13 protein-coding genes are annotated in these 15,464 nt (G+C 67.2%); 8 read left to right on the top strand and 5 right to left on the bottom strand.

Features of this window, described 5'->3' with window-relative positions; translation table 11 throughout:
- Positions 1 to 23: 23 nt before the first annotated feature.
- Positions 24 to 1,079: a sugar ABC transporter substrate-binding protein gene (locus ACEVQ6_RS14165; RefSeq protein WP_374889647.1), complete on the bottom strand. Its 1,056-nt coding sequence runs from the start codon at positions 1,077 to 1,079 to the stop codon at positions 24 to 26.
- Positions 1,080 to 1,251: 172 nt separating this feature from the next.
- On the opposite strand from ACEVQ6_RS14165, the gene ACEVQ6_RS14170 reads away from it, so the two are divergent.
- Positions 1,252 to 2,439, top strand: a complete 1,188-nt coding sequence (locus ACEVQ6_RS14170) for a sugar-binding transcriptional regulator (RefSeq protein ID WP_374889648.1) — start codon at positions 1,252 to 1,254, stop codon at positions 2,437 to 2,439.
- A 564-nt stretch (positions 2,440 to 3,003) separates the two neighbouring features.
- Here the strand turns inward: ACEVQ6_RS14170 and ACEVQ6_RS14175 are convergent.
- On the bottom strand, positions 3,004 to 4,332 hold the full coding sequence (locus ACEVQ6_RS14175; RefSeq protein ID WP_374889649.1) for an NAD(P)/FAD-dependent oxidoreductase: 1,329 nt from the start codon (positions 4,330 to 4,332) through the stop codon (positions 3,004 to 3,006).
- A 428-nt stretch (positions 4,333 to 4,760) separates the two neighbouring features.
- Here ACEVQ6_RS14175 and ACEVQ6_RS14180 point away from each other — a divergent pair, with 428 nt between their 5' ends.
- Positions 4,761 to 5,501, top strand: coding sequence for a cytochrome c oxidase assembly protein (locus tag ACEVQ6_RS14180; RefSeq protein ID WP_374889650.1), 741 nt, complete (start codon positions 4,761 to 4,763; stop codon positions 5,499 to 5,501).
- Positions 5,498 to 6,007 carry a CopD family protein gene (locus ACEVQ6_RS14185; protein WP_374889651.1) on the top strand — a complete coding sequence of 170 codons (510 nt, stop codon included), beginning with the start codon at positions 5,498 to 5,500 and terminating at the stop codon, positions 6,005 to 6,007. The genes ACEVQ6_RS14180 and ACEVQ6_RS14185 overlap by 4 nt, the downstream gene beginning before the upstream one ends.
- Here ACEVQ6_RS14185 and ACEVQ6_RS14190 read toward each other — a convergent pair.
- Positions 5,985 to 6,485: a DUF2231 domain-containing protein gene (locus tag ACEVQ6_RS14190; RefSeq protein ID WP_374889652.1), complete on the bottom strand. Its 501-nt coding sequence runs from the start codon at positions 6,483 to 6,485 to the stop codon at positions 5,985 to 5,987. The genes ACEVQ6_RS14185 and ACEVQ6_RS14190 overlap by 23 nt on opposite strands.
- Between ACEVQ6_RS14190 and coxB the strand changes: the two genes are divergently transcribed.
- The 5 genes from coxB to ACEVQ6_RS14215 all read left to right on the top strand — a co-directional run bounded on the left by coxB (position 6,480) and on the right by ACEVQ6_RS14215 (position 11,601).
- Positions 6,480 to 7,217: a cytochrome c oxidase subunit II gene (coxB, locus tag ACEVQ6_RS14195; RefSeq protein ID WP_374889654.1), complete on the top strand. Its 738-nt coding sequence runs from the start codon at positions 6,480 to 6,482 to the stop codon at positions 7,215 to 7,217. The two genes, ACEVQ6_RS14190 and coxB, sit on opposite strands and share 6 nt — an antisense overlap.
- On the top strand, positions 7,214 to 9,724 hold the full coding sequence (ctaD, locus tag ACEVQ6_RS14200) for a cytochrome c oxidase subunit I (RefSeq protein ID WP_374889655.1): 2,511 nt from the start codon (positions 7,214 to 7,216) through the stop codon (positions 9,722 to 9,724). The genes coxB and ctaD overlap by 4 nt, the downstream gene beginning before the upstream one ends.
- Positions 9,721 to 10,038 carry a hypothetical protein gene (locus ACEVQ6_RS14205; protein WP_374889656.1) on the top strand — a complete coding sequence of 106 codons (318 nt, stop codon included), beginning with the start codon at positions 9,721 to 9,723 and terminating at the stop codon, positions 10,036 to 10,038. Before ctaD ends, ACEVQ6_RS14205 begins: the two co-directional genes overlap by 4 nt.
- 175 nt (positions 10,039 to 10,213) lie before the next feature.
- Positions 10,214 to 10,987, top strand: a complete 774-nt coding sequence (locus tag ACEVQ6_RS14210) for an NAD kinase (protein ID WP_374889658.1) — start codon at positions 10,214 to 10,216, stop codon at positions 10,985 to 10,987.
- A gap of 89 nt (positions 10,988 to 11,076) precedes the next feature.
- The gene (locus ACEVQ6_RS14215) at positions 11,077 to 11,601 is read left to right on the top strand and encodes a hypothetical protein (RefSeq protein ID WP_374889659.1); all 525 of its coding nucleotides are present in this window, start codon (positions 11,077 to 11,079) and stop codon (positions 11,599 to 11,601) included.
- Positions 11,602 to 11,671: 70 nt separating this feature from the next.
- On the opposite strand, the gene prfB is transcribed toward ACEVQ6_RS14215, so the two are convergent.
- Both prfB and ACEVQ6_RS14225 read right to left on the bottom strand, forming a co-directional pair.
- Positions 11,672 to 12,803, bottom strand: a protein-coding gene (gene prfB, locus ACEVQ6_RS14220) for a peptide chain release factor 2 (RefSeq protein WP_374889660.1) whose coding sequence is annotated in 2 segments (ribosomal slippage) — positions 11,672 to 12,733 and positions 12,735 to 12,803 — 1,131 coding nt in all. Because the reading frame shifts where the segments join, the coding sequence is not laid out codon by codon here.
- A gap of 144 nt (positions 12,804 to 12,947) precedes the next feature.
- Positions 12,948 to 15,398 (bottom strand): penicillin-binding protein 1A, encoded by a 2,451-nt coding sequence (locus ACEVQ6_RS14225; RefSeq protein WP_374889661.1) that lies wholly within the window; start codon positions 15,396 to 15,398, stop codon positions 12,948 to 12,950.
- Positions 15,399 to 15,464 lie beyond the last annotated feature (66 nt).

Genomic DNA, 15,464 nt, shown 5'->3' on the forward strand with positions numbered 1-15,464 from the left:
CCGTCTGGCATGGCGCCGGCGGATCAGCCGCCGTACACCTGTTCCTTGGTGTAGAAGCCGCCCTCGATCACGGTCTGCTCGACATTGTCCTTGGTGACGAGCACGACGGGCGTGACGATGGTCGGCACGTCGACCTGGCCGTTGTTGACCATGCGGTCGACCTTGATGACGTCCGCGGCCGGCTTGTCCGGCTCTCTGGCGAGGTCGACGGCGACCGTGGCGGCGGTTTCGGCCAGCGGCTCGATCTTCTTCCAGATCTCGACCGCCTGCTTGCCCTGGGCGACGAACTGGATGTTGACGAGGTCGGCATCGGAGCCGGCGACGAACACCTTGTCGGCGCTCGCCAGCTGCTGGGCGTTGAGCGCGGCGATGACGCCGCGCGCCATGCCGGAATTGTTGCAGATGAAGGCGTCGACCTTGTTGGCGTATTTGGTCAGCACGTTCTCGGTGGTCGCCATCGCCTTTTCCGACGACCAGCCCTCATGCGCCTGCTCGGCGACGAGTTCGAGGCCCGGATTGGCGCTGATGATCTCCAGCGCGCCGGAGGACATGGCGATCGCGTTCGAATCACCCGGCTGGCCCATGATCAGCGCCACCTTGCCCTTGACCTCGCCGCCGTTTCTCGCCTTCAGCCATTCGACCATGGCCTCGCCCTGGAGCTTGCCGACCGCCCAGGAGTCCTGCATGACCATGGCGTCGAGCGGCCCGTTGACCAGCATGGAGTCGTAGCCGACCACCTTGACGCCCTCGGCATTGGCCATCGACACCATCGAGCCGGCGGTGCCGGTGTTGACCGGCTGCATGACGATGACCTGCGCGCCCTTCGAGATCATGTTCTCGAACTTGGCGAGCTGGGTCTGCTCGTCATTGTTGGCGGCGTCGAAGATCACTTCGGCGCCGAGTTCCTCCGCCTTCTTGATGAAGACGGCCTTGTCGCGCTGGTAGCGCTCCTCTTCCATCGTCTTGAGCAGGAAGCCGATCTTGATGTCGGCGGCCCGGGCGATGGCGGGCAGGCCGAGGCTCGCCGCGACGACGGCGCCGGTTGCGACGGTGATGAGGGTCCGCCTGTGAATGTGCATGAAGAGTCCTCCCGAAGGTTGAAGACGGGCGGTCCGGCCTGTCGGGCCACCCGGGATATCTGCTCCCGGAACAAACTCTAGCGACGGCTTTTCATGCTTGCCATGTAAATAACAATACAGCATATTCATGTCAGGATGATCATCTCGATGGGGCACGCAGCGGAGAACGACGATGGCCGGGCATGACGACGGCACTGTCAACGAGCGCGACAAGCGGGCGCAGCAGGCGGCCTATCTGCGGGCGCGGCACAATTTCTCGCAGGAGCAGATCGGCAGGATGCTGGGCGGCGTCTCCCAGTCGCACGTCTCGCGCCTGCTCGCCCATGCGACCGACATGGGCTGGCTGGTGACGGAACTGCACTTCAACGACCGCAACGTCTCCGCCGAGGCGATGCGCGAGATCCAGCAGCTGATGGAGCCGCGCCGCCTCGTCGACCGCTTCGAGGAGATCCGCGCCCGCACCGGCCGCATGACGCCGAATGTGCGCGTCTTCGACAGCGGTTCGGATTCGCCGACGAGCGGCGCCTTCGAGATCCGCATTCGCCGGTTCGGGCGCTCGGCGGCGGGCCGGCTGGAGGAATTGCTGCGCCAGTGCAGCGCCGTCGGCCTGACCTGGGGCCGCACCGTCAGCGCGCTGATCGACGGGCTCGGCGCCACCCACCGCCACCACCATCCCGACAGGTCCTTCCTCGTCGCGCCCGTCTGCGCCGAACTGATCACGCTCGCCGCCCCCGACTTCTCCTCCTCGCTGCTCGCCGCGCGCCTGAACGGGCTCTTCAACGACGGCCAGGGCGAGACGCTGCGGCTCGGCGGCGTGCCGGCCTATATTCCGCGCCGCTACGAGGCGACGAAGGCCCAGGCGATTCGGGAATACCTGCTGGACGCTGCCTCCTACCGGAAGATCTTTTCAGGCGAGGCGCCCCTGATCAACCGCATCGACACGATCATCACCAGCGTCGGCTCGGTCCACAGGCTGCTCGGCGGGGCGATGGAGGAAGTGGTGACGGCGGGCGATATCCCGGCCGCCGAACTGAAGGAACTGATCATCGGCGATATCGGCGGCATCCTCATCCCGAAGCGCGGCCTGCCGGAGGACAAGGTCGCGGACGTCGAGGCGCTCAACGCCATGTGGACCGGCATCAGCCGGGAACGCCTGTCGCGGCTCGCCATGCGCGCCGGCGCCACCGGCGGCGCCGGCGTCATCGTCGCCGCGATCGGCCGGGAACGGGCGGCCATCATCGCGGAACTCATCCGGCTGGAGATGATCAACGAACTGATCATCGACTGGGACCTCGCCAATGCCCTTGAAGATCTTCTGTCGCGCGAACGCGAGATGCCGGACGGTCGCAACTCTCGGTGAGCTCGCAGACGCGTCGACCCGATGCCATGCCCTTCCGCGACGACAGCCTGCCCTGCGCCGCCTGGAAGACGCAGGCCGAACACGCCCCGCCCCTGAAACAGGCGGCGCTCACCGGCGAGGTTGAGCGGCGTGAGCGGCGCGGCGAAAGGCCGACACGGTCTTCCGACCCGCCGCCACGATATGCACCGGCACGAATGTCGCGGCGGGGACCGTGCCGGCCTCGGCATGCCGGTGGCGCGGAACGAGGATGTCGCCTTTGCGACCACAGGCGCGACAAAAGCCGGCCGGACTGTCAGAGGGGACCGGCGGCGGGCCCGGCGGCGATCGTCCGACGTTCACTGGGCAAAGACGCTCAAGACCATCACCGGCATTCCCCCGGCGATGCCGGATCGCGGCATGTCGCAGGCATTGAAGAAGATGCGGCGCTTCCCTGCCGCGCCTTTATAGCAGTGGCGATACGGCGGTCGATATCGAGCGGGTCGAGGAGGTTTCCCCTGATCCGAGATGGGGTGTATGCGCGGCCTCAGGCGGGCCTTCTCACCCTGAGCCGCCGCTCGCGCCCCCTCATTCTCCATGCGCGGGATTTCGCGGGTGGGCGGGGGCGCGGCGATGGCGGTAGTCCTCGTCGATGAGGCGCGCGCCGCGCTGGCGCGTGGCGTAGCGCCAGATCCATTGCAGCGACACCAGCATCCGCTTCTCGAAATTGACGAGGAGCAGAACGTGGACGATCGCCCACAAGAGCCAGGCGAAGCGCCCCTTCAGCGTCCAGCGCCCGAAATCGAAGATCGCGGCATTGCGGCCGATCACCGCCGTATTGCCGCGATTGTGAAAGCGGAAAAACGGATCGCCGGGGGGCTTGCCCTGAAGCTGCCGCCGGAGTCGGCGGCCGAGATAGGTTCCCTGCTGCTTGGCGACCTGGGCAAGCGCCGGCAGCGGCTCTCCCGCGCTGTCTGCCGCATGCGCGGTGTCGCCGAGAACGAAGACATCGGGGTGGCCCGGCAGGGACAGATCCGCCGAAACCTTGACCCTGCCCTGCCGGTCGGGCGCAACCCCCAGCCAGTCCGCCGCCGGCGAGGCCCGGACACCGGCGGCCCAGACGACGCAGCCCGCCGGAACAGGCCCTTCCGACGTGACGATCCCATCCTCCCCCACCTCGAGAACCTCGGTTTCCAGCCGGACATCGACGCCGAGATTTTCGAGGAAATCCTTGGCATAGGCGGCGAGATTTTCGGGGAAGGCCGGCAGGATGCGCGGTCCGGCCTCGATAAGGACCACGCGGAACGCGGCCGGCGACAGGTTGCGGAAATCCGAGCCGATCATCGACCGACCGAGCTCCGAGACGGAGCCGGCCATCTCGACGCCGGTCGGCCCGGCACCGACAATGACGAAGGTCAGCGTCTCGCGCTGCGCGCGGGGATCGCTCATCCGTTCCGCCCGCTCGAAGGCGCTGAGCAGCCGGTGGCGGATCAGGCGGGCCTCGTGCACGGTCTTCAGACCCGGCGCATGGTCGCGCCAGTCGTCATGGCCGAAGTAATTGTATTGCGACCCCATCGCCAGCACGAGCGTGTCATAGGAGAGGGACGGCGCATCGCGCATGGACACGGTCTTCCGGTCGAGGTCGACACCGGTCGCCTCGCCGAGGATGACGGTGACGTTCCTTGCGCGGGCGAGCGTGCGGCGGATGGGCTCGGACACATCCGCCGGCGAAAGCGCGGCGGTCGCGACCTGGTAGAGCAGCGGCTGGAAGAGATTGTGGTTGCGCCGGTCGATGACCGTCACCTCCGCCGGCGCATTGGCAAGGACCCGCGCACAGGCAAGACCGGCAAAGCCGGCGCCGACGATGACGATGCGGGGACGCGTCTCGGCAGGGGCGGCCGTCCGGTCTGGAAGCATGGTCTCCGTTCTCCTTCTTTCTCGCATTCTCTGGCCAAACCCGCGCGGGCGGCGGAGGAGGCCCGGCGCATGGACGGGCCGTCCTTTGGGCAAGGCAACCGGGCCAAAGGACCGTCAAGACAAGCCCTTGGGTCGATCATCGCGCGTACCACCCATTTTCCCGAACGCGTCTCCGGCACGAAGGTTCTCAAGAAAATCGCTGGGTAGGCCGAACGCGCCGGCGCGACGAGGCATGGCGCTGCCCCCGCCGTCCGGTCGCGACGCTTTCGGGCCGTACAGGCAGCGAAGGGCGCCTTTCCGGCGGAAAACGCGATTGGCGATGGACGTGCGGCCGCCGCGACCTATCTCCGGGGGAAACCGGAGCGCGCGGCCTGGGAACGCCAGACAGCGCAAATTCGTCGCGACCAGCGGAGAGAAAGGGGAGAACGATGCCCGAGCTCGACATCTATTGCGGCCCCGCGCCCGATCCCGCGTCGCTCCTGTCGCGGTGGAACCTCGATCCTCTCGTGCTCGCGATGCTGGCAATCCTTGCCGTCGCCGCCTGGCACGTCGCACCGGACCGCCGGGCGCGGCTCGTCTCCCTCCTCGGGGTCGGCGTGCTTGTTCTCGCCTTCGTCTCACCGCTCTGCGCGCTGTCGTCGGCGCTGTTTTCGGCGCGCGTGCTGCACCATGTCCTGCTCGTCGCCGTCGCGGCGCCGCTTCTCGCGGCCTCGTTCCGGGGGATAGCACCAAGGGTGCCCGCGCCGCGGCTCGCGCTCGCCGTTCACACGCTCCTGTTCTGGGCCTGGCATCTGCCGGCCGCCTATGGCTTCGCCCTTTCCTCCCATGGCGCCTACTGGCTGATGCAGGTGACGCTGCTCGGCTCGGCGCTCTGGCTCTGGGCCGCAGCCCTCGATGCCCGGACACCGGCCGGCAGAGCCTGTGCGCTGCTCTTCGCCACGGTGCTGCAGATGGGAATGCTGGCGGCCCTCCTCACGTTTTCCCGCGCTCCGCTCTATGACACCCACATCACCACGACGATCGCCTTCGGCATGACGCCGCTCGAGGACCAACAGCTCGCCGGCGTGCTGATGTGGGTGCCGGCGGCAGGCCCCTACCTCGTCGCGGCGCTCTGGCGCGTGCGGACCCTGCTGTCGCCTGAGGGCGGCCTCGGCGGACGGACGCCATGACGGGCCTGATCGCGCTTGCCAAGTTCGTGCACATCGCCGCCATCGCGCTCTGGGCGGCCGGCATCGTCAGCCTGCCGGGCCTTTACGTGCAGCGCGCCCATGTGCGCGAACGCGATGCGCTGCTGCGCCTGCAACGGCTGGTCCGCTTCTCCTATATCGCGGTCGTGTCCCCGGCCGCCTTCGTTGCCGTGGCGAGCGGAACGGCGCTGATTTTCCTGCGCCAGACCTTCGAGCCCTGGTTCTCCGTGAAGCTCGCTTTTGTCGGCCTGCTCGCCGTCATCCATGTCCTGACCGGCCTCGTCGTCATCCGGCTCTTCCGCGAGGGCGAGATCTATCCCGTCTGGCGCTTCGTCACGGCGACCGTCGTGAGCGGCGGCGTGGTCATCGCCATCATCTTCGTCGTGCTCGCCAAGCCGGCGTTCCACCTTGCCCTCTTCGACGTGCTGTCCGAGCCGGGCGGCCTCGGCCGCCTTTACGGCGAGGTCAGTCCTTGGGGGAAACCATGAGGCCGATGCCGTGATCGAAGATGAGCTTGCCGCCATGCCAGCCGGCGATCCCCGTCAGCACCGCCGACAGGGCCGAAAGCAGCAGGCCCTGCGGCAGGACGGCGATGAGGTCGGTGGCGCGCAGGCCCCAATTGGTGCCCATCACCGCGATCAGGGTCATCGCCGCGATCGCATGGGCCCAGCTCGCCGCCCGCGCCCGGATGCCCGGCACGAGCAGCAGCTCTGCCGTGCCGACGGCACCGGCGGCAAGGCCGAGGAAAAAGGCGCCGCCCGAGGACCACAGTCCGACGCGAAGCCAGAACGGATCGGCCCCCCACCAGTAGAGCAGATCGGCGCCGAGCGTGGCGAAGACGAAGGCGATCGGGAAATGCACGCTCATCGCATGCAGCGGGTGGCCGCTGATCGCGACGAAAGACTGAACGTCCTTTTCCTCGACCTTGCGGATGACCGGATTTTCCGCGTCGCGTGTCTCTTGCATCGGCGATCTCCCTTCGGAACCATAACCCTGCATAATGGCTTAAGGTTCCGCAGCATTGCGGCCGCGGGCGCGGGGCTCGCGCTCACCGGCTGCGGCGGCGATCTTTCGGCGCTCGATCCGGCCGGGCCCTCCGCCGCCGCCATCGCCGATCTCTGGTGGCTGATGCTGTGCGGCGGGGCGGCGATCTTCCTTCTCGTGCTCGGGCTTTTCCTTCTTCTTCTTTTCAAACCCGGGTCGGGACGACGGATCGCGCCGTCGCGCTGGATCTGGGCCGGCGGCGTCGCCTTTCCGCTCGTCACGCTGGTCGCGCTCGTCGGCTACGGGATGGTCCGCGGCGAAGACATCCTCAATCTTCAGGGCGGCGGGGCTCCGGTCGCGATCGAGGCACGCGGGACAATGTGGCGATGGGAGTTCCGCTACGACGGGGGCGCCCGGGCGAGCCGCGACGTGCTCCACATCCCCGCCGGCCGCACCGTCGTCGTGACGGCGACCAGCGACGACGTGATCCACAGTTTCTGGGTGCCGAGGCTCGGCGGCAAGATCGACGCGATCCCCGGCCATGCCACGACCTTGCGCATTCTCGCCGAGCGGCCCGGCGTCTATGGCGGCATCTGTTCGGAATATTGCGGCACGGGCCACGGGGCGATGCTGTTCACGGTCGAGGCGCATGCGCCGGATGTCTACGAGGCCGTGCTTGCCGGCCTCGACAATGACGGGGAGCAAAGCCGATGACGCCGCCGACACCGCGCCGGTCGGCGCTTGGCCTCCACCGCGAGCTGACGGCGATCTGGGGCACGCCGCCGGGATGGGGCCGGCTCCAGGCCGTCAACCACACAGTCGTCGGCAAGCGCTTCATGGCAACGGCGCTCGTCTTCTTCGCCATCGGCGGCGTGCTGGCGATGCTGATCCGCACGCAGCTCGCGACGACGGAGAGCGCCTTCCTCGACGCCGCCGCCTATGCGCAGGTCTTCACCATGCATGGCGTGGTGATGATGTTCCTCTTCGCCATCCCCTTCTTCGAGGGGCTCGCCATGTATCTGCTGCCGAAGATGCTCGGCAGCCGCGACCTCGCCTTTCCGCGCATGTCGGCCTATGGCTACTGGTGCTACCTCTTCGGCGGCACCTTCCTCGTCGGCGCGCTCGTTGCAGGCGTCGCGCCGGATGGCGGCTGGTTCATGTACACGCCGCTTTCCTCCTCGACCTATACGCCCGGCATCAATGCCGACGTCTGGCTGCTCGGCATCACCTTCGTCGAGATCTCGGCGCTGTCGGCCGCCGTCGAGATCCTCGTCTCCGTGCTGAAGCTGCGCGCGCCGGGCATGTCGCTGACGCGGATGCCGATCTTCGCCTGGTACATGCTGGTCGTCGCCGGCATGATGCTGATCGGCTTTCCGCCACTGATCCTCGGCTCGATCCTACTGGAGGCCGAACGGGCCTTCGGGCTGCCCTTCTTCGATCCGCTTCGGGGCGGCGATCCGCTCCTGTGGCAGCACCTCTTCTGGCTGTTCGGCCATCCGGAGGTCTATATCATCTTCCTTCCCGCCGCAGGTGCCCTGTCGACGATCATCCCGACGCTCGCCCGCCGCCCGCTCGAAGGCTACGAGATCGTCGTCGCGGCGATCATCGCCATCGCCTTCCTCTCCTTCGGCCTCTGGGTGCATCACATGTACACGGTCGGCATCCCCCATGTGGCGCTGTCGTTCTTCTCGGCGGCGAGCGGGCTCGTCGCCGTCCCGACCGGCGTGCAGATCTTCGCCTGGCTTGCGACGCTCGCTCATGGCAAGCCGCGCCTGTCGGTGCCGATGCTGCATGTGTTCGGCTTCTTCTTCGTCTTCGTGCTCGGCGGCCTGACCGGCGTCATGCTCGCCATGGTGCCGTTCGACTGGCAGGCGCACGACACGCATTTCGTCGTCGCCCACCTCCATTACGTGCTCGTCGGCGGCTTCGTCTTCCCGATGCTCGCCGCCGCCTATTACTGGCTGCCGCACATGGTCGGCCGGCAATCCGTGCAGCACCTCTCCCACGCCGCCTTCTGGATGATCTTCATCGGCTTCAACGTGACGTTCTTCGCCATGCACCTGACCGGCCTTCGCGGCATGACGCGGCGGATCTCCACCTATCCGCCGGAGGCCGGCTGGGAGACGCTCAACTTCGTCTCGTCGATGGGCAGCTTCGTCATGACGACCGGCTTCGCCCTCGTCGCGCTCGACCTTCTTCTGCTCGCGCTCTTCGGCAAGCCGTTCCGCCGCAATCCCTGGCGGGCGGAAACGCTGGAATGGGCGATGCCGACGCCGCCGACCGCCTATGCCTTCGCGGCACTTCCGGAGATGCCCACGCGCGCCGACCGGATCGATCCCGACCGGCTGGGTGCAAGGCTCGCCGCCGGCGATGGCTATCTCGGTTTCACCCGCAACGGCTGGATGGAGGTGATCGGCGTCGACATGGTGACGGGACGGCCCGAACAGGTGATCGTGCTGCCGCGACGGACCTGCCTTCCGCTCCTGACGGCGATCGCGACGGCAAGCATCTTCGCCTTGCTGCTCGCCAAGATCACCTGGCTCGTGCCGCCGGCCCTTCTGGCGGTGGTCGCGCTGTTCCTCTTCTGGACGCGCGACTGCGGGTTGCGCGCCGATCTTACCCCCTTGCCGGTCGGCCGCGGCCCCGACCTGCCGCACCACTACCAGTCGGAACGGCCGCCGTCCTACTGGGCGATGGTCTTCACGCTTGCCGCCGACGCGACGCTCTACACATCGCTCCTCTTCGGCGCGCTCTTCCTCTGGCTCTCCGCCCCGAACTGGCCGCCCTACACCAGCATCCCGCTCGACGGCGTCACGGCCCTTGCCGTCACGGTCTCGCTGGGGGCCGCCGTTGCCCTCGGCCGGCTCTTCTCCCCCGGCGATCCCCGCGTCGTCCTCGGGCCGGCGATCGCGGCGCTCGCCCACGGCGTCGCCCTCGCCTTCCTTCTCGTCTTCCTCGTGGAGATCCGCGAGGAGGCGACCCGCCACGCCGCTCTCGCCAGCATCTTCGCGGTGAAGGCCTATGCGGCGCTGCATGTCGCCGTCGGCCTCGTCCTGTCGCTCTTCTGCGTCTTCCGGGTCAGACGCGGCTATGTCTCGGCGGGACGCGATCTCGACCTGCGGCTCGCCCGGCTCTTCGATGTCTACACGCTCGTTGCCGGGCTCGCGGCCGTGGGGTTCCCGTTCCTCCTGAAACTGCTGACCGCGGGGGCCGGCGCATGACCAGGCATCCGCTCCTTGCCCTTCTTACGGTCTGGATCGTCTGGGCCTTCGGCTTTCTCCTGCTCTATGCGCTGCAGGCCACCGGCTGCAGGGCGGGCCTCGACATCCGGATGATCGGCCCCGTCTCTGCTCTGCGCCTCCTGCTGATCGTCGCGACAACCCTTCTCCTCCTCGCCCTCACGGTCCTGACCCGCCGGGTCACGGCAGGATCCCTGGGCTCGCCGCTGGCGCGCATTACCGCCCTCGCCAACGGCGCGGCCATCATCGCTGTCCTCACCTTTGCCGGCGTGGCGTGGCTGAGCCTGTGCCGATAGAAAGGGAGAGGAGCGCCTGCCGCGGCACGGGAGTGCACGGTGTCACGCCGACGTGTCACCCGACGTTTCCCGTCTTCCGCCTGCCGGACATTTATGCATGATGGCGCGACGAGCGCGGCGCAGGGGCGTTGCGCCCGGCTCCGGTCGCGGAGCCAACAGCAGACAGGCCTATGTGATGGTGCGTAGCTTCGATTCGGTCGCGTTCCTCGCCTCCCCGACGGCGGAGGCCCAGTCGGCGGCGGAGGAACTGATCGCCCTTCACGGCAATTGCGATCCGGCCGATGCGGACGTGATCGTCGCGCTTGGCGGCGACGGCTTCATGCTGCAGACGCTGCACCGGACGATGAATTCCGGCAAGCTCGTCTACGGCATGAACCGCGGCTCGGTCGGCTTCCTCATGAACCGCTACAGCACCGAGCGCCTGCGCGAGCGGATCGAGGCTGCGGACGAGAACGCGCTCCATCCCCTCGAAATGCAGACGACGGACGCCGACGGCAACCGTTTCAATGCCCTGGCGATCAACGAGGTCTCGCTGCTGAGGCAATCCTACCAGGCCGCCAAGCTTCAGGTGGTGATCGACGGGCAGGTGCGGCTCGAGGAGCTGATCTGCGACGGGCTGCTCCTGTCGACGCCGGCCGGCTCGACCGCCTACAATCTCTCGGCGCATGGTCCGATCCTGCCGCTCGAGGCGCCGCTGCTGGCGCTGACGCCGGTGAGCCCGTTCCGCCCGAGACGCTGGCGCGGTGCCCTGCTTCCGAACCGCGTGACCGTCGAGATCGCCATCCTCGAGCCGGAGAAGCGGCCGGTCAACGCGGTCGCCGACCATGTCGAGGTCAAGTCCGTCGTCAGCGTGCGCATCGCCGAATCGGAAAACACCACCGCCCGCATTCTCTCCGATCCGGATTATTCCTGGTCGGACCGCATTCTCAGCGAACAATTTTCCAATTGAGCCTTTGCATCGTCAACACATGCATGTGTTAAGGTTTCAACGTTCGAAGACATGGCAGGCACGGCAGAGGGAGATGCAGGATGCGACGCATGATCAGGCGCCTGGCGCCGCTTCTCTGTCTCGCCGTGATCGATCCGACCTTCGCGCATGCGCAGACGGCCGACGCGTCGCAGACCCTGTCTCCGTCGGTCATCTTTGTCACCAGCACGGGATACTGGGAGGAAAGCGGCGATCCGGCGGTGCTGCTCGACCCTGAAAATCCGCCCTCCGGGGCCGCCGGCGCGGCCCCTGAAAAGCCGCAGCCGGCGCGGCGCGGCTACTACAAGCTGATCGCCGAGCGCCAGCCCGACGGAACGGCCCATATCTATCTGCAGCAGATCGCGCTCGGGACGGAGGGACCGGAGGTCGTTTCCTCGGCCGAGCTGGAGGAATTCTCGCAGCGCTCCGTCTACGTCACCGATATCCGGCCCGAGACCTCCTCCGGCGTGACGACCGAGCCCGGCATGTTCGCGACCGTCTATCTGAGAACCGATCCGGCCGCGAGCGAGCCGGAAAGCTGGACCGTGCTGATCGACGACCTCGGCGACATCAAGGTGGAACGCGCCAGCAACTGACGGCGCCTGCCACGATCCGTTAGGCGCCTCACCGAATGGGAGACGCCTGACTCATGGAAAGTCCCCGCTTCTATGCCAGGTCGGCTGACTCGACATCCGCCCCGCCATTGACGCGGTGGGCAAGGGCGGCCTCCATGAACTCGTTGAGCTCGCCGTCGAGCACGTCCGAGGGCGCCGTGCTTTCGACGCCGGTGCGAAGGTCCTTGACCAGCTGGTAGGGCTGCAGAACGTAGGAGCGGATCTGGTGACCCCAGCCGATGTCTGTCTTGGACGCGGCTTCCGCGTTCGCCGCCTCTTCCCGCTTCTTCAGCTCCGCCTCGTAGAGGCGGGCGCGCAGCATGTCCCAGGCCTTGGCGCGGTTCTTGTGCTGCGAACGCTCCTGCTGGCACTGCACGACGATCCCGCTCGGCATGTGGGTGATGCGCACGGCCGAATCGGTGGTGTTGACGTGCTGGCCGCCGGCGCCCGACGACCGATAGGTGTCGATGCGGCAGTCGCTCTCGTTGATGTCGATCTGGATCGAATCGTCGACGACCGGATAGACCCAGATCGAGGAGAAGGACGTGTGCCGGCGGGCGTTGCTGTCATAGGGCGAGATTCGGACGAGCCGGTGCACGCCCGATTCGGTCTTCAGCCAGCCATAGGCGTTCTGGCCCTTGACCAGCAGGGTTGCCGACTTGATGCCCGCCTCCTCGCCGTCGTGGATTTCGAGGAGTTCGACCTTGAAGCCCTGGCGCTCGGCCCAGCGCGTATACATGCGCAGCAGCATGTTGGCCCAGTCCTGGCTCTCCGTGCCGCCCGCGCCGGAATGCACTTCGAGATAGGTGTCGTTGCCATCGGCCTCGCCGGACAGCATCGCCTCCACCTGCTTCTTCGCCGCCACCGACCGGAGCTCGCGAAGGGCGTTTTCCGCGTCGGAAACGATCTCGGCGTCGCCCTCTTCCTCGCCGAGCGCGATCAGCTCGATGTTTTCGGCAAGTTGCCTCTCGATCGTCCGCAGTCCGTTGACGCCGTCATCGAGCTGCTGGCGCTCGCGCATCAGCTTCTGCGCCTCGCCCGCATCGTTCCAGAGAGACGGGTCTTCCGCCTTGTTGTTCAGCCAGTCCAGCCGCCGGATTGCCTGATCCCAGTCAAAGATGCCTCCTCAGCAGGCTTATGGCCTGCCTGATCTCGTCGACGATGTTCTCGATTTCGCTGCGCATGATCCTGCTTCTTGATGGTGAGTGCCGGCATGCCCGCTCAGACGGCACCGTGCGGGCGGGACGTGCCGCCGGGAATAGCTCCGGCCGCCGGCAATGTAAAGCCGGCGGCCTCCAGCACCGTCCTCGACGGTGCTGGAGGCCGCGTCAGAACAGGCCGGCCCCGGAATTGACCGCCTGGTTCGCCTGCGGCGAGGTCCTGAGGATTTCCTCCGGCGAAACATAGTTGTCCATGCCGCCGATGACGGAGAAGGTGTCCGCCGGCCCGGTCCCGGGCTTGAAGGCCTCGATGATCGTATCAGGGTCGCCCTCGCGCGCGGCCATGCCCGTCTTCCGGTTGACCGGGATCAGGCTCATGCCCTCCGGCACGACGAACTTGGTCGGCCGCGCGCCGACGAGGGCGGCCTGCATGAAATCGTTGAAGAGGGGCGCCGACAGGCTGCCGCCCGTCGCGCCGCGGCCGAGCGGCGCGGGCGTGTCGAAGCCGATATAGAGGCCGGCGACCAGTTCCGGCGTGTAGCCGACGAACCAAGCATCCTTCTCGTCGTTGGTGGTGCCGGTCTTGCCGGCGACCGGGCGGTCAAGCTGGATCTTGCCGGCCGCCGTGCCGCGCGACACCACGCCCTCCATCATCGAGGTGATCTGGTAGGAGGTCATCGGGTCGAGCACCTGCTCGCGATTGTCGGTCAGGACCGGCTCCTCCTGGTTTTCCCAGTCGGCGACGTTGCAGGTGTCGCAGGTGCGGTCCTCGTGGCGGAAGATCGTCTTGCCGTAGCGGTCCTGGATCCGGTCGATCAGCGAGGGCTTGATCTGCTTGCCGCCATTGGCGAGCACGGAATAGGCCGAGACCATGCGCAGCACCGTGGTCTCGCCGGAGCCGAGCGACATGGCGAGAACCGGCATCATCTTGTCGTAGATGCCGAAACGCTCGGCATATTCGGCAACGAGGTTCATGCCCATGTCCTGGGCGAGACGCACGGTCATCAGGTTGCGCGACTTCTCGATGCCGAGCCGCAGCGTCGAGGGGCCGGCGGCACCACCGCCATAGTTTTCCGGCCGCCACACCTGGCCGCCCGAGACGATCTCGATCGGCGCGTCGAGGATGACGGAGGCCGGCGTGTAGCCGTTGTCGAGCGCCGCGGCATAGACGAAGGGCTTGAACGAGGATCCCGGCTGGCGCATCGCCTGGGTCGCACGGTTGAATTCCGACTGCGCGTAGGAGAAGCCGCCGGCCATGGCGAGCACGCGGCCGGTCTGCGGATCCATGGCGACGAGGCCGCCCTGGACCTTGGGCGGCTGGCGCAGGCGATACTCGCCCTCCGCCTCCAGCGGCTCGACATAGACGACGTCGCCGGCGTTCAGGACGCCTTCGGGAGAACGGGCGGTGCGGCGCGCGCCGGTGGCGGAGCGATAGGCCCACTGCATCGCCTTCGCGCCGATATGGCCGGTCACGCGTTCGGCGGCAACCTTGCCGGCGACGTCCTTGTCCGGCTGCAGGCCGATATCGGCACCCTTGCCGTCGACGGCGAGCACGACGGCGAGCTTCCATTCCGGCACGTCGCTGAGCGCGTTGACCTTGGCGAGCTCGACACCCCAGTCTCCGCCGACCGGGATCGTGCTGATCGGCCCATGGAAGCCACGGCGCTCGTCATAGCTGATCAGGCCGTCCTGCAGCACCTTGCGCGCGATCACCTGGATGCGCGGGTCGAGGGAGGTGCGCACCGAAAGCCCGCCCTCGTAAAGGGCATTGTCGCCGTAGCGCTGGATGATCTGCCGGCGCACTTCCTCGGCGAAATAGTCGGAGGCGAAGAGATGCGAACCGCCGCGGCGCGGCTTCACGCCGAGCGGCTGGGCCTTGGCCTCCTCGCCGTCCGCCTTGGTGACGTAGCCGTTCTCGACCATGCGGTCGATCACCCAGTTGCGCCGTTCGATCGCCGCCGCCTCGCGGCGGAAGGGGTGATAATTTGCCGGTCCCTTCGGCAGGGCAGCGAGATAGGCGGTCTCGGCGATCGTCAGTTCCGTCACCGACTTGTCGAAATAGGTGAGCGCCGCGCCGGCGATGCCGTAGGAGTTCAGGCCGAAGAAGATCTCGTTCAGGTAGAGTTCGAGAATGCGATCCTTGGAATAGGCCTGCTCGATGCGGAAGGAAAGGATCGCCTCCTTCACCTTGCGGTCGATCGTCTGGTCGGAGGTCAGCAGGAAGTTCTTCGCCACCTGTTGGGTGATGGTCGAGGCGCCGACGGGGCGGCGCCCGGAACCGAACTGCTGGATATTGACGACGATGGCGCGGGCAAGGCCGGTGATGTCGACGCCCGGATGCTGGTAGAAATTCTTGTCTTCCGCCGAGATGAAGGCGGCCTTCACCCGGTCGGGGATCGCCTGGATCGGCAGATAGAGGCGGCGCTCGCGGGCAAATTCGGCCATCAGCTGTCCGTCGCCCGCGTGAATGCGCGTCGTGACCGGCGGGGCGTATTTCGCCAGGACCTCGTAATCGGGAAGATCCCTGGTGACATGTCCGAGATAGACGGCGAGCGCGGCGGCGACGCCGAGCAGGAGAAATGCGCCAATCCCGAAGAAATATCCAATCAGTCTGATCATCGGCGAAATACCGGACCTTTCCCGAATCAATCGGTCCGGACCGCAAGCCGCCGCTGCCGCGCGCGC

Source organism: Ensifer soli (assembly GCF_041928815.1).
GTDB lineage: Bacteria > Pseudomonadota > Alphaproteobacteria > Rhizobiales > Rhizobiaceae > JBHFEI01.